Source organism: Micromonospora sp. NPDC049049 (genome assembly GCF_040649115.1).
Taxonomy (GTDB): domain Bacteria; phylum Actinomycetota; class Actinomycetes; order Mycobacteriales; family Micromonosporaceae; genus Micromonospora.
In genome coordinates, this window is record NZ_JBEZEX010000007.1 from 11,784 (window position 1) to 34,917 (window position 23,134).

Consider the following 23,134-nt stretch of genomic DNA (forward strand, 5'->3'; position numbering starts at 1 on the left):
GGAGCCCGCGCGGTCCGCGCCGGGGCTGGCTATGGTCGTCAGGTGAACCGACTCGCCGAGGCCACCAGTCCGTACCTGCTCCAGCACGCCGACAACCCGGTCGACTGGTGGCCCTGGTCGGACGAGGCGTTCGCCGAGGCGAAGCGGCGGGACGTTCCGGTGCTCATCTCGGTGGGCTACGCGGCCTGCCACTGGTGCCACGTCATGGCGCACGAGTCGTTCGAGAACGAGCAGGTCGGTGCCCTGATGAACGACAACTTCGTGTCGATCAAGGTGGATCGTGAGGAACGCCCGGACGTGGACGCGGTCTACATGACCGCCACCCAGGCGATGACCGGCCAGGGCGGTTGGCCGATGACCGTCTTCGCCACCCCGGACGGCACCCCGTTCTTCTGCGGCACCTACTTCCCCCGACCCAACTTCGTCCAGTTGCTCCAGTCGGTCGCCACCGCCTGGCGGGAGCAGCGCGAGGCGGTGCTGGGCCAGGGCGCCGCCGTGGTCGAGGCGATCGGCGGCGCGCAGGCCGTGGGCGGCCCCACCGCGCCGCTGGACGCCCCGCTGCTCGACGCGGCGGCCGCGAAGCTGGCCAGCGAGTACGACGCCACGAACGGCGGGTTCGGTGGCGCCCCGAAGTTTCCGCCGCACATGAACCTGCTCTTCCTGCTGCGCCACCACCAGCGCACCGGCGACCCGGGCAGCCTGGAGATCACCCGGCACACGGCCGAGGCGATGGCCCGGGGTGGCCTCTACGACCAGCTCGCGGGCGGCTTCGCCAGGTACTCGGTGGACGCGCACTGGACGGTGCCGCACTTCGAGAAGATGCTCTACGACAACGCGCTGCTGCTGCGGCTCTACACCCAGCTGTGGCGACTCACCGGCGACCCGCTGGCCCGCCGGGTGGCCCGCGACACCGCCCGGTTCCTCGCCGACGAGCTGCACCGGCCCGGGCAGGGGTTCGCGTCCGCACTGGACGCCGACACCGAGGGCGTCGAGGGGCTCACCTACGCCTGGACGCCCGCGCAGCTCGTGGAGGCGTTGGGCGAGGAGGACGGCCGGTTCGCCGCCGACCTGTTCACCGTCACCGACGACGGCACCTTTGAGAATGGCATGAGCGTGCTGCGGCTCGCCCGGGACGTGGACGACGCCGCGCCCGAGGTGCGCGCCCGCTGGCAGCAGGTGGTCGGGCGACTCCTCGCCGCCCGGGACACCCGCCCCCAGCCGGCCCTCGACGACAAGGTGGTGGCCGCCTGGAACGGTCTGGCGATCACCGCCATCGCCGAGTTCCAGCAGGTCGCCGCCGTGTACGCGTCCCCGCAGGATGAGGACGCCAACCTGATGGACGGCGTCACCATCGTCGCCGACGGGGCGATGCGCCAGGCCGCCGAGCACCTGGCCGCCGTACACCTGGTGGACGGCCGGCTGCGCCGGGTCTCCCGGGACGGCAAGGTCGGCGAGCCGGCCGGTGTCCTGGAGGACTACGGCTGTGTTGCCGAGGCCTTCTGCGCGCTGCACCAACTCACCGGCGAGGGCCGCTGGCTGACCCTGGCCGGCGAGCTGCTGGACACCGCCCTGGCGCACTTCGCCGCGCCCGGTGGCGCCTTCTACGACACCGCCGACGACGCGGAGCTGCTGGTCGCCCGCCCGGCCGACCCGACCGACAACGCCACGCCGTCCGGCCGGTCGGCGTTGATCGCCGGGCTGGTGGCGTACTCGGCGCTGACCGGGGAGACGCGCTACCGGGAGGCCGCCGAAGCGGCCCTCGGCACTGTCGCGCCGATCGTCGGTAAGCACCCCCGGTTCACCGGGTACGCGGCAACCGTCGGCGAGGCGTTGCTCTCCGGGCCGTACGAGATCGCCGTGGTCACCGACGACCCGGCCGGCGACCCCCTGGTGGCCGCCGCCCGCCGGCACGCGCCGCCCGGAGCGGTGGTCGTCGCCGGGCGTCCGGACCAGCCGGGTGTTCCGCTGCTCGCCGACCGTCCGCTGGTCGAGGGGCGGTCTGCCGCGTACGTCTGCCGGGGTTTCGTCTGCCAGCGGCCGGTCACCTCGGTCGAGGAGCTGGTAGCCGAGCTCGGCTGAGCGCACGGCCACGCCCGGTAGTCGCCCGCCCCGCCCGCCGGGTGGTCCCGCCAGCGCTTCCGAGGCGGGTCGCCAGCCCTCCCGGTGGGCCCGTCGACGGCCCGGATAGGCTGGCCGCGCTATGGATTCCCGTACCGGTCTGCCAGTTGTCGGCATGGTGGGTGGCGGCCAGTTGGCCCGAATGACCCACCAGGCCGCGATCGCCCTCGGCCAGTCACTGCGTGTGCTCGCGACCGCCCCTGACGACGGCGCGGCGCTGGTCGCCGCCGACGTCCAGTACGGCGACCACACCGACCTGGCCGCGCTGCGCACCTTCGCCAAGGGCTGCGACGTCGTCACCTTCGACCACGAGCACGTACCTTCCGAGCACATCCGCACGCTGGCGGCGGAAGGGGTGCCCCTATACCCGCCGGCGGACGCGCTGCTGCACGCCCAGGACAAGCAGGTCATGCGGGAACGCCTGACCGAGCTGGGTGCGCCCAACCCGGCCTGGCGGCCGGTCGCGGAGCCCGCCGACCTCGTCGGCTTCGGCGAGCAGGTCGGCTGGCCGGTGGTCCTCAAGGCGGCTCGGGGTGGGTACGACGGCAGGGGCGTCTGGATGGTCGACGACGCCGCCCAGGCCACCGAGTTGGCGACCACGCTGCTCGCTGGCGGCACCCGGCTGATCGTCGAGGAGCGGGTGCCGCTGCGGCGGGAGCTGGCCGTGCAGGTGGCCCGTTCGCCGTTCGGTCAGGTGGCTGCGTACCCCGTGGTCGAGACCGTGCAGCGCGACGGCATCAACGTGGAGGTCCTCGCCCCGGCCCCCGACCTGGACGAGGAGCTGGCGGTCTCCGCTCAGCAGCTCGCCATCGACCTGGCCACCGCGCTCGGTGTGATCGGCCTGCTGGCCGTGGAGTTGTTCGAGGTGCGCGACGACGCCGGCCGGCCTGCGATCGTGGTCAACGAGCTGGCGATGCGACCGCACAACTCCGGGCACTGGACCATCGAGGGTGCCCGGACTTCGCAGTTCGAGCAGCACCTGCGGGCCGTGCTGGACTACCCGATGGGTGACACCGCGCTGACCGCCCCGGTGGTGGTGTCGGCGAACGTGCTCGGCGGTGAGCCGGGCGGGATGTCGATCGACGAGCGGTTGCACCACCTCTTCGCCGCAGAGCCGGGCGCCAAGGTGCACCTGTACGGCAAGCAGGTGCGACCTGGCCGCAAGATCGGGCACGTCACAGTGCTCGGTGACGACCTGGACGACCTGCGGGCGCGGGCCGCACGCGCCGCGCGCTGGCTGCGCGAGGGCCACGAGTGAGCCACGGGTTCGAATGAACCACGGGTTCGGGTGAGCCAGGGTTTCGGGTGAACCACGGTTTTGGGAACGAGGAGAGGGCCGTAGTGAGCACTGTTGGCTTGATCATGGGCAGCGACTCGGACTGGCCGACCATGCGGGCCGCGGCCGAGGTGTTGGACGACTTCGGCGTGGCGTACGAGGTCCGGGTGATCTCGGCGCACCGGACTCCGGTCGCGATGATCGAGTACGGGCGCGACGCTGCCGACCGGGGCCTCAAGGTGATCATCGCGGGGGCCGGGGGTGCCGCCGCGCTGCCTGGCATGGTGGCCTCGGTGACGCCACTGCCGGTGATCGGCGTGCCGGTGCCGCTGAAGCACCTCGACGGCATGGACTCGCTGCTGTCCATCGTGCAGATGCCGGCCGGGATCCCGGTCGCCACCGTGTCGATCGGCAACGCCCGCAACGCCGGCCTGCTCGCCGTGCGGATCCTCGGTGCCGCAGACGAGGGCCTGCGCGCCAAGATGGCGACCTACCAGCAGGACCTGGAGAAGCTGGTAGCAACAAAGGAAGCCGCCCTCCAAGCAACCCTGCCCCAGTCCTAACCCGCGCGAGCCCCGCCCCGCACCCGCGAACCTGCCCTCGACGGGTCGATCATGGAGTTATGGTGCCCGGCGAGAGGGCATTTACGGGTTTCGTCCCCCACCACAACTCCATGATCGACACCAGTGCACTCGCCCCGCCGTGACCCTCCGGCTTATCTCATGCCACGCAGGGCGGTCTGTAGGCGTTCCTGGGCGCGGCGGCGGCGCTCGTTGCTTGCGCCGAGCACCAGCAGCAGGATGCCCACCGGGATCAGCGCCAACCACGGTCCCAGGCTGAACAGGGCGTGGATCGCCGTGATCGCGGTGACCGACGCGCCGACGATCACGGGGGCCTGCTGCCGGCTGGACGAGCCGAAGATAAGCACCGCGACCGCGCCGAGCAGCAGGAGCATCTGCCGCACTGTGCTGGTCTCAGTGGCCAGCACGATCGCCAGCGTCGGCACGAAGGCCGCTACCAGCGCCGGGCCGTACGCCACCCAACTGCTCATGTCGGGCCGGTGGCGCAGCTCCAGGACGCCGACGAGGAGGGCCAGCACGGCGAACGGCAGGGTGTACGCCTCGGGCAGCGCCACGTCGGCGACTCGCATCAGGATCCACCACGCGGTGATCTCACAGACCACCACCGCCCAGAACAGGATCCGGCGTTCCACTGGCCGGCGACCGGGTCGGGTCGCCGCCACCCCGAGGACAGCGCCCCAGGCGGCCAGCAGGGCGGCGATGTGACGGGGCGAGTCGAAGGCGAGGGCCAACGCGATCAGCGCGGCAGCGTACCCGGTCCACTCCACTGTGGAGGCCTCTCGCTGCGCCTCAGGGCGGCGCAGCCGGGGCACTGTCGCGGCGAGCACCTGTAGGACCGCGCCGACGGCCAGCACTCCGAACGCCGACCAGACCGCCGCCAGCCCGGCGACCAGGCCGACGGTGAGCACGAAGAGCTGCGCCATGAGTGAGGCGAAGAGCCAGCCGAGGATGCGCGCCCGCTGGGTGGTGCCGAACAGCGCCGCCACCGCGCCCACCCCGACAGCGCTGCCCAGGGTGAACAGGGTCATCTGCCGGTCGGCCAGGCTGCCGGCGAGCCCGGCGCTGCCACCGGCCAGACCGATGGCGAACACCAGCACCCGGGCCAGCCGCAGCGAGCGGGCCCGCTCGACCAGCGCCGGCGGTGGGGTCAGTGCGAGACCGAGCATCGCGATGGTGAAGACGGAGAGCGCGGCGACGGTGCTGGCGGGCCAGCCCTGGCCCAGCGCGATGGGTGCGATCAGCAGCGTGACGGCCGCTCCGGGCAGCACCACCGGCACGGCCCGGGAACGCCGCCCGCCGCTGAACCCGGTGGCGGCCAGCGCGGCGGTCGCGGTGAGCAGCAACGCCGTCAGTACGTGGGTCGGATTGACCACGTCCGGTGGAGGGGTGAGCAGCTCCGGCGGCGGGCCCTGCCAGATCCGGGTGAGTGTGCGGTGCGGCTCGACCAGGGCGGTGACCAGCGCGGGTGCTATCGAGGCGAGCGCCAGGGCGGTCGGCAGCGCCGCCGCGGCCAACGCACCCGCGGCCGGGTTGACCCGCCACCGCCGTCGTTCCGCGTCGTCTGGCAGCCGCCGCAGGGCCCCGTCGAGTCGGACCGCCCAGCGCCGGACCGGCTGGGCCGCGCCGGTGGGCGGCACGGTGGCCGCGCGGATCAGTTCGGCCAGTACGCCGAGCAGGGCGGCGGCGGCCGCGTAGACGCCTGCGGCGAGGCCGGTGGGGATGGCGGCAAGGGCGCTGATGGTGGCCCCGCCGACGACCGCCACGCTGACCCAGGGCAGATATTGCGGCACCAGTCGGCGGACCGCTGCCACGGCGGCCAGGCCGAGGCTGGTCGCCGCCAGCGCGGCGGTCAGCACCACCTGCGCCGAGTGGTCGAACTCGGCGGACAGTGCCGCCACCGCACCCGGGAGGGCCAGCAGAGCGGCACCGATCGCCGCGCCGCCGATCTGCGCCAGGTGCGGCGGCATGCCCTCGGTGTCGATGTCGGCGACCTGTGGACCGGCGAGGACGCGGGCCAGTGTGGCCACCACCACGCCGATCAGCGCGATGCTGCCCAGCGCCAGGGCCGTGGTCCACGGGCGGACCAGTCCGGCGCCGGCGGCGTGCAGCGCGACGACCCCGGCCACAGTGGCCCGGGACAGCCCGGCGCGTGCCTCCTCCGTGGCCACCGCGGCCATGCCGAACACGGTGGCGACCATTCCGCCGACCAGCACCGGTGACCACCAGGCCAGATCGAATGCGGCCGGTGCGCCGATCGTGGCGAGCACCACCGCCACACCGGACACGTCCCAGCGCCACGGCGGCGGGAGCAGGATGCCGGCGGCGAGGGCCAGCAGTGCCAGCGCGACCGGCGCCTGCCAGGTGGCACCGCCGACGGGGGCGGCCGGCCAGTCGCTCAGGTCGCCCCTCCAGATCGGGCCGGGGGTGGCCAGCACGCCGACCCCGCCGCGCACCGCCGTCCAGCCGGCGAGGACGCCGATCAGGACGCCGCCGACGGTGAGGCCGAGGATCGGACCGCGTCGCCACTCCTCCGGCATGCTGCGGGCGGCCACGGCGACCACCAGGAGCAGTGCGGCGGCCACCGCCAGCTGCCCGCCGGGGGCGAGCACCGCCCCGATCCGTACCAGCGTGGCGATCAGGGCGGTGGTGACCGCCGCGGCGGCCAGGTCCGAGCCGTCGAGGGTGAGGTCGGCTCGACGGCCGGCGTCGATGGAGGGGGCCAGGAAGAGCAGCACCGCCGCGACCAGCAGGAGCGCGCCCACCCAGGCGTCGGCGACGGTCGCGCCGGGCGCCCCGAACGCGGCGGCGGTGACCATCAGCGCGCCCAGCCCGGTGCCCACCGACAGCGGAACGGGGATGTGGCGCTGGGAGACCTGCACGACGGCCGCGTAGCCCAGTGTCACGCAGACCGCCAGGAAGCTGGCCGCCAGGATCGGAACGGTCACCTCGCGCAGGCTCGCCGGGGTGAGGAGCGGGTCGTTCGGCATGGTCGCGGCCACGAACGCCGCCACCGCCCCGGGCAGCGCGAACGCGGCCCCACCGGCGGCCCAGGCGGTGACCGTCTCGGAGGCGGCCGAGGCGATCCGGATCCGGGGCGCCAGCGTGACCAGCGTGCCGGCCGCGAACAGGGTGATCAGGACCGCGGCGGTGAGGGTGGGGCTGGCCAGGCTGGCACCCGCGCCGAACAGGCCGACCACGGCCGCCCCGATGGCGTGCGCCACAGCGGCTCGGTCGGTGCGGGCGGACAGCCCGATGACCCCGATGCCGATCGCGGTGATCACCATTGGCCAGGGGGCCGTCGCCCAGCCGAGACCGAACGAGGCTGGAACGGCGAGCGCGGTCAGCGCCGCGCCGGCGACCGCGAACTCCCGGCGGATCTCGGTGGGCAGGGCCAGCACCGCCGCGATGGTGAGCAGGAACGCGGCACCCGCGAGCTGCCAGGTCGTCGGCCCGACGGCGGCGGCCAGCTCGCCCGGGTACCGGCTGAGGTCGGGGTTCCAGGCGGGCAGTGCCGCCCGGACCGGTGCCACCCCGGCGCGTAGCGCGCCGCCGGCGACCACCAGACCACTGACGGTCAGCGCCACCGCTGAGGCCAACTGTGGGCCACGTCGGGCCGCCTCCGGGACCGCGCGCACCGCCAGCCCGGTCACTGTGATGACCGCCGCGATCAGCAGCAGCGCCCGGCCAGGGAGTGCCACCGAGGCGATCCGGCTGAGTGAGCCGATCACCGCCAGGGTGACGATGCCGGCCGCGACGTCCGGCAGCGGCGGGCGCCGCAGCACCAACGCGCCGGCCAGCCCGATCACGGAGGCCAGCAGCAGCACCACCCCGGCACCGGTAGCGGTCGGCACGGTCTGTGCCCGCAGCAGGGCGGTGACCGCGTACGCCAGCGAGACGGCGACCGCCAGGGCGTGCAGCAACCAGGTCAGCTCACGCAGGCCGGGCACCGGCCTGGTGGGCTGCGGGTCGGTCGCGCCGCCGCTGGCGTCGATCAGCTCGGCGGCCTCCTCCGGGTCGCCCTCCGGCCGGCTCTCGGCGTCTCGTTGGCGGGGCGCGGGCGGCGTGCCCGGCGATGGCAGGTCCTGCCGGACCTGGCGTTCGACGGTCACGCTGGAGCGGGCCAGGCCGAGGTCGACGAGGGCGACCAGGGCCAGCACCAGCGCCCAGCCGCCCGGGCCGGTGATCTGGTCGTACGCCAGCAGCGGCAGCACCGGCTGGGCGGCGAGGACGGTGGCGAAGCGGGGCGCGCGCAGACCGGTCCAACCGGCGTACCCGAATGCGACGCCAGCGGTGACCGCGAAGATCACCCCGGCGAAGACCGTGCCGGAGCCGCCGCCGACGCCGATCCGGTCCACCGCCCAGAGGGCGTTGCCGGCGAGCGGCACCAGCAGCAGGCCGACCGCGGCGATGGTCTCGGCGGTCGAGGTGAGCCCGCGCCGGGCCAGTGCCGGCGGGGCGAGCAGCATCAGCACGGTGGCCAGGAGCAGGATGCCGAGCCGGGCCAGCGCGTCCATCGAGCTGGTGGCCACCGCGGCGAAGACCACGGCGGCCACGCCGAGCAGCAGCGCGCCCAGCCCCAGCGGGATGTTCTGCACCTCCCGCGAGGACGCCTCCGGCGGGTGCTCCGGGTCGTCCACGTCCAGCCAGGCGGCCCGGGGCGGGGGCGGCGGCGGGTCCTCGGGGGCGGGCGGAGTGCCCTGGCGGGGCACCCGGGGCGGCGCGCCCATGGTGGCAGTCGGTGGTCGCCGGCCGGGGCGGCGGCGCAGTACCCGGCGTGGCCGGGTGGCCTGCTTGAGCCGCTCCTCGCTGGCGTGGGCGAGGATGTCCCGCTGGAAGAGCGCGGCCTGCATCTTGGCGGCGATCTGCCGCTGCTCGCGGGCGATGGCGGCGTCGCGCGCCTTCATCTCCGCGATCGAACGCTCGATGTCGGCCAGGTGCTCGGCCCACTGTGGTTGATCTGCCCCACAGTGCGGGCATCGAACGGCCGGCTTGATCTCCCGGCCGCACGAGGAGCATTGAAAGGTCGCCACGACACCCCTCCACCCGCACTGTGGACTCCCACTGTCGCAGCATGCCCAAAGCTGGCGCGGATTTCGACTCTTGTCGGCGGGTCCGGGGCAAACAACGACACCGGCCGGCCATCGAGATGCTCGATGGCCGGCCGGCGGGGCGTCCGTTGGGTCAGGGGCGACCCATGCCCCGGTACTCCCAGCCCGCCTGGGCCCAGAGTGCCGGGTCGAGGCAGTTGCGGCCGTCGACGACCTTGCGGCCCTTGACCAACTCGCCGAGGGCGACCGGGTCGGCGTTGCGGAAGTCGGCCCACTCGGTGAGGACGCAGACCAGGTCGGCCTCGTTGACCGCCTCGTTGATGCTGCTCTCGTACGTCAACTCGGGGACCGCGCGGCGGGCGTTCTCGGTGCCCTGCGGGTCGTACACGTGCACGTCGGCGCCGGCCTTGTGCAGCAGCGCGGCGACGGCGAGCGCCGGGGCGTCGCGGACGTCGTCGGTGTTGGGCTTGAAGGTGGCGCCGAGTACGGCGATCCGGGTGCCGGAGAAGTCCGGGCCGGCCGGGCCGGAGCGGCGGCCGAGCAGGTCTGCGGCGAGCTGGAGCACCCGCGTACGCCGGCGCAGGTTGATCAGGTCGACCTCGTGGAGGAAGCGCAGCGCCTCGCCGGCGCCCAGCTCCTGGGCGCGGGCCTGGAAGGCCCGGATGTCCTTGGGCAGGCAGGCGCCTCCGAAGCCGAGGCCGGCCTGGAGGAACCGGTTGCCGATCCGCGGGTCGTAGCCGATCGCGCGGGCCAGCTGGGTGACGTCGCCACCGGAGGCCTCGCAGACCTCGGCCATCGCGTTGATGAAGGAGATCTTGGTGGCCAGGAAGGCGTTCGCGGCGACCTTGACCAGCTCGGCGGTGGAGAAGTCGGTAACCACCAGGGGCACCTCGCGGTCCTCCGTGGCGGCCAGGTCGAACACGCCCTTGTGCGCGGCGTAGAGCATGCCGTTGGCCCACTCGCTCTTGACGCCGACCACGATCCGGTTGGGCCGCAGGACGTCGTCGACGGCGAAGCCCTCCTGGAGGAACTCGGGGCTCCACGCCACCTCGACGTCCAGGTCGTTCGGGGTGTGCTTGCCGACGAGTTGCTCGACCCACTCGGCGGTGCCGACCGGCACGGTGGACTTGCCGACGATCAACGCCTTGCGGGTCAGGTGCTGCGCGAGGCTGGTGACCGACGCCTCGACGTACGACAGGTCGGCGCCCATGCCGTCGGCCCGCTGCGGGGTGCCGACGCAGATGAAGTGCACGTCACCGAACTCGGCGGTCTCGGCGATGTCGGTGCTGAACCGGAGGCGACCGGCGGCGAGGTTGCGCCGGAGCAGCTCGTCCAGGCCGGGCTCGTGGATCGGCACCTGACCGGCGTTCAGCATCGCGATCTTGTCGGCGTCGACGTCGAACCCGAGAACCTCGTAGCCCAGTTCTGCGTAGCAGATGGCGTACGTCGCACCGAGGTAACCAGTCCCTAGGAACGTCACCCGCGGCCGGGGTGCGCCCGAGGGCGGGGTCACCGCGGCGATGGCGGGGGTCGGCTGGATGGTGGGGTAGGGGATCGTCACGCCTGTCTTCTCCGCTCGCGCTGGCGCCGCGTCGTCGCGTCGCATTCTGCTGCGGCGCCTGGGCGGGGCACCGGAGGGTGGCTCACTGTCTCAATCTCCATCATCGCTGAGCGCGTTAGGTGCGCCGTCCTGCCCATACCTACGCGCCGGTAACATCACCTGAACTGCAGTCGCTAGTCTTCAGTCTGCGCCGTCGGCGGTCAGGAGTCGTCACAGACTGCGCATGATAGTGGTGAAGGGGAGGGCCGAGATGGCCGCAGGGGAGTCGTTCGACGTCTACCGGTTGCCGGAAGAGCACCAGGCGATCCGGGAAGCCGTGCGAGATGTCTGCGCCGCGAAGGTGGCTCCGCACGCCGCGGAGGCCGACGAGACGGGGGAATTCCCCAAGGCGTCCTACGACGCGCTGCGAGCGGCCGACTTCCACGCACCGCACATCCCCGAGGAGTACGGCGGCGCGGGCGCGGACGCGCTGGCCACCGCCATCGTGATCGAGGAGGTGGCCCGTGCCTGCGCGTCGTCCTCGCTGATCCCGGCGGTGAACAAACTCGGCACCATGCCGCTCCTGTTGTCCGGTTCCGCCGACCTCAAGGCTCGCTACCTGACGCCGGTCGCGGCCGGTGAGGCGATGTTCTCGTACTGCCTCTCCGAGCCCGAGGCGGGCAGTGACGCGGCGTCCATGACCACCAGGGCGGTACGTGATGGGGATCACTGGGTGCTCAACGGTGTCAAGCGCTGGATCACCAACGCCGGGGTGTCCGAGTTCTACACCGTATTCGCCGTCACCGACCCGTCCGCCCGGTCCCGGGGCATCTCGGCCTTCGTGGTCGAGAAGTCCGATGCCGGGGTAAGCTTCGGCGCGCCGGAGAAGAAGCTCGGCATCAAGGGCTCGCCCACCCGCGAGGTCTACCTCGACAACGTGCGGATCCCGGCCGACCGGATGATCGGCGCGGAGGGCACCGGCTTCGCGACCGCGATGAAGACCCTGGACCACACCCGGGTCACGATCGCCGCGCAGGCCGTCGGGATCGCGCAGGGCGCGCTCGACTACGCGAAGGGGTACGTGGCCGAGCGTCGCCAGTTCGGCAAGGCCGTAGCCGAGTTCCAGGGGATCCAGTTCATGCTGGCCGACATGGGCATGAAGCTCGAGGCGGCCCGGCAGCTCACGTACGCGGCTGCTGGCAAGTCGGAGCGTGGCGACGCGGATCTCACCTACTTCGGCGCGGCGGCCAAGTGCTTCGCCTCCGACGCCGCCATGGAGATCACCACCGACGCGGTGCAGTTGCTGGGTGGCTACGGCTACACGCGGGACTATCCGGTCGAGCGAATGATGCGGGACGCCAAGATCACCCAGATCTACGAGGGCACCAACCAGGTGCAGCGGATCGTGATGGCCCGGCAGCTATTGCAGGGCTGACCGAGGGGTTTCCGAACGCCGTTGCTCAAGCGTCCGGTGCCGGCGGTCGCCCGTGCCGGCGCGCGGCATCCCGGCGCTCGGGTAAAGGCGGGGCAGCGCCGCACCGGGCCTGATTCGGCACGTACGCACACTGATCCTCATCGATGGGTTCGCGCACGCGTCCGCCCGGATTCGGGTGTCGACGGCCAGCTGGGTGCCCGGCGTCGGAGGCGCCTTCGGGTGCGCCGAGCGCCTATCCCCGGCGCCATGCACGCGTGGGGGCGGGCCTGTGCGACAAAGGAATCCGGCGCTCGACGCGTTGTCTGGGCCTGATCGGATCCGGCAATCGAACGGAATCGCCCGGCGGATCACGCGTCGGCTTGTCAGCCTGGATGGTCGACGGCTTCGCGAGGGCTGTGACCCGGCGACGGTTGCGCTCTCTGTCGTGCCTCGCATTGCGCACGTTAACAACCATTACATTGACTGTTGTCCAACCATTCGGTTGCTCGGCCAATGGATGATCGGTCGTTCTTTCCGGCTGTCGTGTGAGACTCGTCTCCGTGTCGGATTGTGACCACGATTTCCGCGATGAATGATTTTCCCCGTTCCGCGCAGGTGATCCTTCCGACGCGCCTCGTCCACTGTGGGCGGCGGCGTCGTTCTTGATCGGTCCGCACGGCCCAGAGAGCCGCCGAAAATACCCTTGTACTGCACAGACGTGTTGCTGGCACCGCATTTCTGGCCGATTCCGGTCGTCCCCCCGACCGCCCGCAGGCCCGCTCGACGGAGCACCGGCGGGCCCGCCGGCGTGCTCGGTCGACCAACCACCTGCGGAGTATTTGTCATAAATACGTCCCGGTTGGGATGGTCGACTTCAGCGGCAGGCGAGGGTCTTGACACGCTCCGTGTCTGATGGTTTTCTGTGCCTCGCTTGCGTTTACATTCATGAACGCTGTTGGGTCGCAACTTCGGGGGGGAGCGCGACGTGGGCTCAGCGTGGCTTGCCAAAATTTGCTTGACATCGACTTGTTTGCGTCCGCAAAGGGCGCTCGGCCTCGGGTCGGATAGCCGATTAACGTGCAGGTGGCCGGCCGTGGCCGTGGTGGAATCCGATAGCGAGACACGCGGCGGTGAAACCCCGCACGTCCTCTGAGTGACGCATAGCAAAGTCTCCGCAAACGACAGTTGACGACGCCCGATCTGGGGACGCGCGTCCCGACTGCGACGCCGGCAGGTCTGACCGCCATGGTCCCTGCCTGGCCGCCGTGCCGGTTCAGCGCTTCCTCGTCGGGTCCTGGGACCAGGCGCAGAGTGAGGAAGACGTGAACATTCTCGACAACCCCGACGGACGCTTCTTCGTAGTGGTGAACGACGAGGGGCAGCACTCGCTGTGGCCCGAGTCGCTCAGCCTGCCGGCCGGGTGGACGGTGGCCCACGGGCCCGCCTCCCGCGCGTCCTGCCTGGACCACGTCACCACCGAGTGGACGGACATGCGGCCGCGTAGCCTCGTGACGCACCTGGAGAGCACCGCTCGGGTGGTGGCCTGATGACCACCGACGCGAGTGCCAGCCGCCCCGCGCCACACAGCGCGGCACTCTCGCCCGGCCGGTCACGCCTCGACTCGATGTCGCCCTCGAAGCGGGCCCTGTTCGAGAAGCGTCTCGGCGGCCGGCGCCCCCGGCCGGTCGAGGCGCTCACCCGGGTGCCGCGCGGTGGCGACCTGCCCGTCTCCCCGGCCCAACGCCGGCTGTGGTTCATGGACCAGCTCGTCCCCGGCTCGGCGATGTTCAACGTGCCGACCGCCCTACGCCTGACCGGTGCGCTCCGGCTCGACGTGCTCACCGACGCGGTGCGCGCCCTCGTCGACAGGCACGAGGCGCTGCGGACCGTGTTCGCGGCGAACGAGGGCGACCCGGTGCAGCGCATACTGCCCGACATCGAGGTGGACCTCACCCCGCGCCCACTGCCCGTCGACGACGCGGCGGTGCTGGCCGCCGTACGCGACGAGGCGAGTCGTCCGTTCTCGCTCTCCGACGGGCCACTGGCTCGCGCCGCGCTGTTCCGGCAGACGCCCACCGCGCACGTGCTGGTGCTGACCCTGCACCACAGCATCTGCGACGGTTGGTCGGTCAGCCTGCTCATCGACGAGCTGCTGGAGCTGTACCGCGCGGGAGCAGAGGACCGGGCTCCCACGCTCGCGCCCCTCACCGTGCAGTACGCGGACTACGCCGCCTGGGAGAGTCGTCCCGACCGCGCCACCGAGCTGGCCGAAGGGCTCGACTACTGGAAGCGCGCACTGGCGGGCGCGGTGCCCGTCATCGACCTGCCGTTGGACCGTCCCCGCCCGCCGGTGCAGTCCTTCCGGGGCGAGCGGCACCGCTTCGCCCTGCCCGACGGCCTGTGGCCGGCGGTGACCCGCCTGGCCCAGGAGGAGCGGGCCACCCCGTTCATGGTGCTGCTCGCCGGGTTCGCCGCGCTGATGTCGCGGTACGCGGCCCAGGACGAGGTTTCGGTGGTGACCCCGGTGGCGAACCGCCCCCGGGTCGAGCTGGAGACGATGGTCGGCTCCTTCGTCAACTCGATCGTCGTGCGGGTCGACACCTCCGGCGCGCCCACCTTCCGGGCCCTGGTGGGACGGGTCCGCGATCTCGTGCAGCAGGGCATGGCGTACGGCGAGGTGCCCTTCGACACGGTGGTGGAGGCGGTCGACCCGGAGCGCGACCTCGGCCACACGCCCCTCGCGCAGGTGATGTTCGCCCTCGTCGAGGACCAGGCGTTGGAGGTCGAGGCGGCGGGGTTGCGGGTCACGGCCGTCGAACACCACCTGCCGATCAGCAAGCACGACCTCACGGTCGAGGTGTGGCCGGACGCCGACGGCCGGCTGCGGGGGCTGGCCGAGTACGCGACCGACATCCTCGACGAGCGCACAGTGGCGCGGATGACCGCTCACCTCGGCGTTCTGCTGGCCGGTCTGACCGCCGCGCCGGACGCCCCGGTCGGGTTGGCCCGCCTCCTGTCCGCTGAGGAGACCCGGGCGGCGGTAGTGGACGGCAACCGCACCGAGGACCCGCTTCTCGGCGACGTGCGCGCGCACGAGCTGTTCGCTCGGCAGGCCGCCCGTACCCCTGACGCGCCCGCGCTCCTGGTCGGCGACCTGACTGTCACGTTCGCAGAGTTGGACCGCGGGGCCGACGCCCTCGCCGCGCGGCTGCGCCGGCACGGGGTAGGCCCGGAGACCCGCGTCGGCCTCTTCCTGGACCGGGGTGTCGACCTCGTCACGGCCGTGCTGGCCACCCTCAAGGCCGGCGGCGCGTACGTGCCGCTGGACGTGGGCGAGCCCGCCGAGCGGGTGCGGTTCATGCTCACCGACGCCGAGGTGCGGGTGGTCGTCACCAGCGCGGGCCGGCTCGCGGACCTACCGGACACCGACGCGTCGGTGCTGCTGCCCGACGGCGACGAGGACGCAACCACCGACCTGCCGCCGCTACCGCGTCCGCACCCGGACAGCGCCTGCTACGTGATCTACACCTCGGGCTCGACGGGGCGACCCAAGGGTGTGGTGGTCACCCACCGCGGCCTGACCAACTACCTGGCGTGGAGCCTGCTGGCGTACCGGGTGGCCGAGGGCGGGGGCGCGCCCCTGGTCTCGCCGTTGCGGTTCGACCTGTCGGTGACGACGCTGTTCTGTCCGCTGCTGGCCGGACGCCCGGTGGTGCTCGTCGCCGACGGCACCGAGCTGGAGACCCTCACCGAGCTGCTCGGCAGCGACCTGGACCTCGGGCTGGTCAAGCTCACCCCGGCCCACCTGGAGGCGCTGGACCGGGCCGTTCCGAGCCGGACCATCGCTGCTGACGGCTATCTGATCGTCGGTGGCGAGTCGCTGCACGGCACCACCGCCGCCGCCTGGCGGCGCCGGGCTCCGGGCCTGCGGATCGTCAACGAGTACGGGCCCACCGAGACCGTCGTCGGCTGCTGCGTGCACGAGGTGCACGACGGCACCGACCTGTCCGGTGTGGTGCCGATCGGTCGTCCGATCGCCAACACGCGGCTCTACGTGCTGGACGGCAACCTGCTGCCGGTGCCGCCCGGCACTGTCGGTGAGCTGTACGTGGCGGGTGCCGGTGTGGCCCGTGGCTACCACGGTCGGCCGGACCTGACAGCCGGGCGCTTCCTGCCCGACCCGTTCGCCCCGACGCCGGGGGAGCGCATGTACCGCACCGGCGACCTCGTCCGGGTGCGACCCGACGGCGAACTGGACTGCCTGGGCCGGGTCGACACCCAGGTGAAGATCCGGGGGTACCGGGTCGAGCTGGCGGAGATCGAGGCCACCCTGACCCGGCTGCCGCAGGTCCGCGAGGCGGTGGTCCTGCTGCGTACCGACCGGCCTGGTGAGGAGCGGTTGGTCGCGTACGTCACAGCGGCCGGGGATTCCGCGGCCCACGACCCGCGTGACGCGCTGCGCGCGGAACTGCCGGACTACATGGTGCCGGAGGTCGTCGTCACGCTCGACGCGCTGCCGTTGGCCGCCAACGGCAAGGTGGACCGGGCGGCCCTGCCCGCGCCCACGGCTGCCGAGCCGGAGTCCACCCTGGCCGCTCCGCAGAGCCGGCTGGAGGAGGCCATCGCCGAGGTCTGGGCCGACGTGCTGGGACGGCCGGTCGAGTCGATCGGGCGGGACGCGAACTTCCTCGACCTGGGCGGGCACTCCCTGCTCGCGGTCCGGGCCATGGCCCGGCTGCGCAAGAAGCTCGACATCGAGCTGCCGCTGGCGGTGTTCCTGGAGTCCACCTCGCTGGCCGACCTGGGAGCCCGGATCGAGGCGCTCGGCGGGCGGGCCCCCCGGCCCGGTCTCGTCGCCGTCCCGAGGACCGGCCCGGTGCCGTTGTCGCACGCGCAGGGACGCCTGTACTTCCTCAACCGGCTCGCCGAGGACAGCGCGTTCTACAACGTGCCCCTCGCGCTGCGCTTCGACGGTGACCTGCGCGCCGACGCGCTGCGGGCGGCCTTCGGCGCGCTGTGGGCCCGGCACGAGGGGCTGCGCACCCGGTTCCCGTCCGTGGACGGCGAACCGGTGCAGGAGTTCCTGCCCGTCGACGCCGTGGCGTACACCGAGGTGGACGTGCGGGGCGACGCCGACCCGGAGGGTCGGCTGGCCGCCCTCTTCGACGCCGAGGGGCGCACTCCGTTCGACCTGGCCGCCGGGCCGCTGCTGCGCGGCACCCTGGTGCGGGTACGCCCCGACTCGCACGTGCTGCTGTTGACGCTGCACCACACCGTTTCCGACGGCTGGTCCCTGAACATCGTGTTGGACGACCTGGTGACGCTCTACCGGGAGATCGCCCAGGGGCAGCAGTCCTCGTTGCCCGAGCTGACACACACCTATGTGGACTACACGTTCTGGCAGCGGTCCTGGCTGACCGGCGCCGAGCTGGACGACCAGCTCGACTGGTGGAAGCGGCAGCTCGACGGCGTACCCACGCTGGACCTGCCGACCGACCGGCCGCGACCGGCGGTGCAGACCTTCCGTGGAGCGCGCCACGACGTCAGCTGGTCGGCCGAGCGGTCCCGGGCGGTGGCCGACCTGGCGCGGCGGGAAAAGGTCTCCCTGTTCATGGCGTTGCTGGCCGGCTTCGACGTGCTCATGGCCCAGCTCAGTGGCCAACGGGACATCACCGTCGGCACGCCCGTGGCCAACCGCACCAGCACCGAGTTGGAGAAGCTCGTCGGGTTCTTCGCCAACACCCTGGCGCTGCGGGTCGACCTCTCCGGCGACCCCACCTTCCGCGAGGTGCTGCGGCGGGTCCGCAGCACGGCGCACGGTGCGTTCGCCCACCAGGACGTCCCCTTCGAGATGGTCGTCGACGCGGTGGCGCCCACCCGCAGCCTCAGCCACTCACCGCTGTTCCAGGTGCGCTTCGCGTTGCAGAACGCCCCGGGCGGCCTGCCCGACCCGGGCCCCGGCCTCACCCTCACGTCGATCGACAACGAGCAGTGCACCGCCCGCTTCGACCTGCTGATCGACCTGTGGGAGACCGAGGACGGCATCGAGGGGCACGCCGAGTACAGCACCGACCTGTTCGACGAGGGCACCGTCGAGGCGATGATGAGCCGCCTCGGGGTGCTGATGGACCGGTTGGTCGATGACCCCGACCAGCGCGTCTTCGACGTGGATCCCCTCCTGCCGGGCGAACGGGAGCGTCTCGACGCGCTCGCGCACGGTCCGGCGCTGCCGGATGGCGCAGTGCACCGCACGCTCACCGCCCGGGTGGCCGAGCAGGCGCGACGCCGACCCGACGCTCCGGCGGTCACCAGCGGCGAGACGACCCTCTCCTACGGCGACCTGCACCGCCGCAGCGGTGACCTGGCCCGGGTGCTCGCCGAACGCGGCGCGGGCCCGGAAACGACTATCGCCCTGCACCTCGACCGGGGCGTCGACGTCGTCGTGGCGGCGTTGGCGGTCCTGGAGACGGGCGCCGCGTACGTGCCGCTGGACCCCGCGTACCCCGCGCAGCGGTTGGCCGCGATCGTGGCGGACGCCCGGCCGGCGATGACGCTCACCACCCGCGACCTGGCGGGTCGTACGCCCCAGGGCGCGGGCGAGGTGGTGACGATCGAGGACCTGCCGGCCCCGGTGGGCCCCCGGCCGACACCGGCGCTGCGACCGGAGCACCCGGCCTACGTGGTCTACACCTCCGGCACCAAGGGGCTCCCCAAGGGTGTGGTGGTGACCCACGGCGGGCTGTCCGCGTACCTGGACGGGCTGCCGGCCGCGCTGGCCCTGCCCGACGAGCCGGTGTTCCTGCACACCGCGTCGTTCGCGTTCTCGTCGTCGGTGCGGCAGTTCGCCGTACCGCTGACGCTGGGCGGCCACGTGGTCGTCGCCGGGCGCGCGCACCTGGCCGACCCGTTGGCGCTGCTCACCTTCGTCACCGCGCACGGCGTGCAGGTGCTGGACCTGGTGCCGTCGTACCTGCGGGTCCTGTTGCCGGCGCTCACCTCGCCCGGCGGGTGGCGGCCACGGGTGGTGCTCACCGCCAGCGAGCCGCTGCGCTACGAGCTTCCCGAGGCCATCCGCAACGCGCCGGGGACGGCGCCCCGGCTGGTCAACATGTACGGCCAGACCGAGACGACGGGCATCGTCGCCGTGTCGGAGGTCCGCATCGACCGGGCGGGCCGCCAGGCGGTGGTGCCGCTCGGTCGGCCGATCCCGGGCGCGCGGCTGTACGTACTCGACGAGAGGCTGCGGCCGGTGCCGACCGGCCTGCCCGGCGAAATCGTCGTCGGGGGTGCGGGCCTGGCCCGGGGCTACCTGGGGGACGCCGCGTTGACCGCCGAGCGGTTCGTGCCCGACCCGCTGGGCGCGCCGGGCGACCGGCTCTACCGCACCGGTGACCGGGGGCGGCTGCTGCCGGACGGCACCGTGGAGTTCCTGGGCCGGATCGGCGACCAGGTCAAGATCCGGGGGCACCGGGTCGAGCCGGACGAGGTCGCCTCGGCGCTGTCCGCCCTGGACGGCGTGGGCGAGTGCGTGGTGCTCTGCGACGACGACGGTGCGGACGACCGGCGGCTGGTGGCCCACGTGGCGCTGCGGCCGGGTGCCGCGCTCTCCACCGACGACCTACGTGCGGCGCTGCGGGAGCGGCTGCCGGACTACATGGTGCCGACGGTGGCGCTCGTCGACCGCCTGCCCCGGTTGCCCAACGGCAAGGTCGACCGGGCCGCGTTGACGCCGTCGACCCCCACCGCGGCTCTGGCCACCGCCGCTGCCACCGCTACCGCCGAGACCCGGCGTGGGCCGGTGGAGGGGATCCTGACCGGGATCTGGCGGGAGGTGCTGCGGGTGCCGTCGGTGGGTCCGGAGGACAACTTCTTCGCTCTGGGTGGGGACTCGCTGCACGTGATCCGGGTGGTGGACCGGGCCCGTAAGGCGGGTGTGGTGATCACGCCCGCGCAGTTCATCGCGTACCCCACCATCGCCGCGCTCGCCTCGGTCGCGACCGCCGCGCAGACGCCGGCCGACAAGGCGCGGGAGGTCCTCGCCGGGATCTGGCGGGAGGTGCTGCGGGTGCCGTCGGTGGGTCCGGAGGACAACTTCTTCGCCCTGGGTGGGGACTCGCTGCACGTGATCCGGGTGGTGGACCGGGCCCGTAAGGCAGGTGTGGTGATCACGCCCGCGCAATTCATCGCGCACCCCACCGTCGCCGGCCTCGCGTCCGTGGCCGGTGGGCAGACGACCGCCGGTGCGGGTGGTGACGGAGTCCGGCGTACGGACCCCGGTGTGGTCCCGCTCGTCGCGTCGCACGTGGCCTTCGCCGAGCGAAACTTCGCCGACCCGCACAAGTACACGCACATCTTCATGTTCGATGCGCTGCGGTCACTCGACCCGGCGCTGGTGGAGCGGGCCGTGGCGGCGGTGATCACCCATCACGACTCGCTGCGGATCAGCTTCCCCCGACCCGGGGGCCGGTTGTCGGTCCGGGTCAACGAGCCCTACCAGCCCACGCCGTTCACCAACGTGGACCTGTCCGCCCTCGACCCGGCGGACCAGGAGGTCGCCTTCCGGCGCCTCGACCGCACCCTGCACCGCAAGCTCGACATCGAGAACGGGCCGCTGCTCCAGGTCGCCCTGGTCCGCTACGGGGCCGACCGTCCCGATCTGCTCGTGGTGATCGTCCACCACCAGTTGATGGACAACAGCTCCTGGGACGTCCTGATGGCGGATCTCCAGACCGCGTACCAGGCGGTGGAGGCCGGCGAGGAGCCGCGCCTGCCGCTGCCGACGGCGTCGTTCGCCGAGTGGTCGCGCAACCTGGACGCGCTCGCCCATGGCACCGAGTTGACCGAGGACATCGCGTACTGGACGGCGCTGGCCAAGGAACCCGTCCCGACCTGGCCGCTGGACCACCCCGACGGAGACGACTGCATGTCGTCGGAGGCGACGGTGGTGGTCGGGCTCGACGCGGAGGAGACCGCCGCGCTGCGCCGGCTGGTGCCGCAGGAGTACGGCCTGAGCGTCAACGACGCGCTGCTGGCCGCCACTCTCCAGGGCTTCACCGACTGGTCCGGTCAGTCGTCGATCCTGGTCGACCTCGTCGCCCGGGGTCGGGAGATGGGCGGTCAGGACCTCGACCTGTCCCGTGCCATCGGCCGCTTCTCGATGACCTCACCCCGGCTCGTCCGCCGACCCGAGAAGCCCGGCCCGAGGGCCCTGCTGGAGTCGGTCCGTGAGCAGATCGAGGCGGTGCCCCGGCGCGGCCTCGCCTTCGGCCTGCTGCGCTACCTCGGCGGGCATCCGGCGGTGGCGGACGCGCTCGCTCCGCTCGGCAAGCCGGACATCCTGCTCAACAACTGGGGCGAGTTCGCCCACGAGCCCGAGGAGTCGCCGCTGCTCGGGCCGGCCATGGACGACTCCTGGCCGATGCCGAAGCTGCAACGCATGCACCGGCTCCAGGTGTTCGCGCGGTTCGCCAACGGCGAGCTCAGCCTGCACCTGAAGTACAGCAAGAACCTCAACGAGCGGACGAGCATCGAGCGGCTCGCCGCCCTGACCCTGGCCGCCCTCCGGTCGTTCGTCCGGCCGGACGCCGACTGACCCGGACCACGACCCGACGTACGCGGAAGGACCTCCGACATGGACCACGTGAAAGAGAGCTGCCTGTTCCCGGAGCGCAACCGGGTGGCCTGCATCGAGGCCACCTCGCCCGGCATCTCGCCGGCGCAATGGGCCACCGAGCACCTCGACCTGATCAACGACCGACTGGACAGCCACGGCGCTCTCCTGCTGCGCGGGTTCGACGCCCCGGACGCGCCGGCCTTCTCCGCATTCGTCAAGGTCTTCGGCGAGGAGATGGCCGAGTACACCTACCGGTCGACGCCGCGCAGCAAGGTCGGCGACGTGTACACCTCCACCGAGTACCCGGCCAGCGAGGTCATCCCGCTGCACAACGAGATGGCGTACACAAGCGTGTGGCCCCGGCGGTTGTTCTTCTACTCGAACATCCCGGCGCAGACCGGCGGGGAGACTCCGCTCGCCGACAGCCACGCCGTCTGGCAGCGCATCCCCGCCGAGGTGCGCGAGCGCTTCGAGCGGCACGGTGTGCGGTACGTGCGCAACTACCGGGTCGGTCTCGGGGTGTCCTGGCAGGAGACGTTCCCCGGGATGGACCGGGAGGCCGTGGAGGAGTTCTGCCGCGAGCGGGGCATCACCTACGAGTGGTTCGACGACGGCGCGCTGCGGACCACCGAGATCTGCCAGGCCGTCACCGTGCACCCGGTGTCCGGGCGGACGGTCTGGATGAACCAGGCCCACCTGTTCCACGTCTCCAACCTGCCCGAGGCCACCCGGGAGGCGCTGCTGGAACTGCTGGCCGAGGAGGACCTGCCGCGTAACGCGTATCTCGGTGACGGCAGCCCGATCACCGACGCCGACCTCGCGGCCATCCGCGCCGCGTTCGACGCGGAGTCCCTGGCCTTCCCCTGGCAGCAGGGTGACCTGCTGGTCGTCGACAACATGGCGATGGCGCACGGCCGGTCCAGCTTCACCGGGCCGCGCAAGACGTTGGTGGCGATGACCGGGTCGTACGGCAGTCGGGAGGCGGCGTGAGCGGGCTCGCCGAGAAGATCGCCTTCCTGGAGTCGCACGGAGTGGCCGAGTTGGCGCACTCGGAGGCCAACCTGCTGGCGCATCTGCGCGGCGTGCACGACCTGCTGGCCCAGTGGGGGTCGCGGCAGGAGCTGTGCGACGCGGGGTTGTTCCACTCGGTGTACGGCACGGAGATCTTCCCGACCGGCGCGATCCCGCACGAGCTGCGGCCCGCCGTGCGGGAGCTGATCGGTGCCGAGGCGGAGACGCTGGCGTACCTGTTCGGCACCGTCACCCGCAGCGCCCTCTTCGACGCCGCCTTCGACGGCCCGCCGTTCCTGCTCGAGGACCGCTCGGGCGGTTGCGTCGGTGTCAGCGCCGGCCAGTACACCGACCTCGCCGCCCTGACGGTGGCGAACTGGCTGGAGCAACGTCCCCGGTTCGCCGAGTCAAGCAAGTTCAGCCGCGCCCGCGAGTTCGACGCCATGCGCCGCTATCTGCCGGACAGTGTCCGTACCGCCCTGGAGCGCGCCTACGGGTTCGCTCCGCTCGCCCTCGCTGGAAACGAGTAGACG

Annotated in this window: 10 protein-coding genes; 8 read left to right on the forward strand and 2 right to left on the reverse strand. The window is 72.4% G+C overall.

From position 1 onward, the window contains the following. The first annotated feature begins 42 nt into the window (after positions 1–42). From AB0B68_RS09875 to purE, 3 genes are all read left to right on the forward strand, one after another. Positions 43–2,079: a thioredoxin domain-containing protein gene (locus AB0B68_RS09875; RefSeq protein ID WP_357259024.1), complete on the forward strand. Its 2,037-nt coding sequence runs from the start codon at positions 43–45 to the stop codon at positions 2,077–2,079. 121 nt (positions 2,080–2,200) lie between these two features. Continuing rightward, positions 2,201–3,376: a 5-(carboxyamino)imidazole ribonucleotide synthase gene (locus AB0B68_RS09880; RefSeq protein ID WP_357259027.1), complete on the forward strand. Its 1,176-nt coding sequence runs from the start codon at positions 2,201–2,203 to the stop codon at positions 3,374–3,376. Positions 3,377–3,459: 83 nt separating this feature from the next. Next, entirely contained in the window at positions 3,460–3,957 is a 498-nt protein-coding gene (gene purE / locus AB0B68_RS09885; RefSeq protein WP_357259030.1) for a 5-(carboxyamino)imidazole ribonucleotide mutase, read from the forward strand. A gap of 152 nt (positions 3,958–4,109) precedes the next feature. On the opposite strand, the gene AB0B68_RS09890 is transcribed toward purE, so the two are convergent. Beyond that, on the reverse strand, positions 4,110–9,005 hold the full coding sequence (locus AB0B68_RS09890) for a permease (RefSeq protein ID WP_357259034.1): 4,896 nt from the start codon (positions 9,003–9,005) through the stop codon (positions 4,110–4,112). Between the two features lie 151 nt (positions 9,006–9,156). Continuing rightward, entirely contained in the window at positions 9,157–10,584 is a 1,428-nt protein-coding gene (locus AB0B68_RS09895; RefSeq protein ID WP_355005619.1) for a UDP-glucose/GDP-mannose dehydrogenase family protein, read from the reverse strand. Positions 10,585–10,834: 250 nt separating this feature from the next. On the opposite strand from AB0B68_RS09895, the gene AB0B68_RS09900 reads away from it, so the two are divergent. From AB0B68_RS09900 to AB0B68_RS09920, 5 genes are all read left to right on the forward strand, one after another. Next, the gene (locus AB0B68_RS09900) at positions 10,835–11,998 is read left to right on the forward strand and encodes an acyl-CoA dehydrogenase family protein (RefSeq protein WP_357259037.1); all 1,164 of its coding nucleotides are present in this window, start codon (positions 10,835–10,837) and stop codon (positions 11,996–11,998) included. Positions 11,999–13,242: 1,244 nt separating this feature from the next. After that, on the forward strand, positions 13,243–13,524 hold the full coding sequence (locus AB0B68_RS09905; protein WP_357196794.1) for an MbtH family NRPS accessory protein: 282 nt from the start codon (positions 13,243–13,245) through the stop codon (positions 13,522–13,524). After that, complete coding sequence (locus AB0B68_RS09910) at positions 13,524–21,569, forward strand: amino acid adenylation domain-containing protein (RefSeq protein ID WP_357259041.1); 8,046 nt, start codon at positions 13,524–13,526, stop codon at positions 21,567–21,569. The genes AB0B68_RS09905 and AB0B68_RS09910 overlap by 1 nt, the downstream gene beginning before the upstream one ends. Positions 21,570–21,608: 39 nt before the next feature. Continuing rightward, positions 21,609–22,580, forward strand: a complete 972-nt coding sequence (locus AB0B68_RS09915) for a TauD/TfdA family dioxygenase (protein ID WP_357259044.1) — start codon at positions 21,609–21,611, stop codon at positions 22,578–22,580. Beyond that, positions 22,577–23,131, forward strand: coding sequence for a DUF6817 domain-containing protein (locus AB0B68_RS09920; RefSeq protein WP_357196803.1), 555 nt, complete (start codon positions 22,577–22,579; stop codon positions 23,129–23,131). The genes AB0B68_RS09915 and AB0B68_RS09920 overlap by 4 nt, the downstream gene beginning before the upstream one ends. Positions 23,132–23,134 lie beyond the last annotated feature (3 nt).

Coding starts and splice junctions, on each gene's coding strand:
- AB0B68_RS09880 (WP_357259027.1), top strand. CDS start 2,201: ATGGATTCCCGTACCGGTCTGCCAGTTGTCGGCATGGTGGGTGGCGGC.
- AB0B68_RS09900 (WP_357259037.1), top strand. CDS start 10,835: ATGGCCGCAGGGGAGTCGTTCGACGTCTACCGGTTGCCGGAAGAGCAC.
- AB0B68_RS09910 (WP_357259041.1), top strand. CDS start 13,524: ATGACCACCGACGCGAGTGCCAGCCGCCCCGCGCCACACAGCGCGGCA.
- AB0B68_RS09915 (WP_357259044.1), top strand. CDS start 21,609: ATGGACCACGTGAAAGAGAGCTGCCTGTTCCCGGAGCGCAACCGGGTG.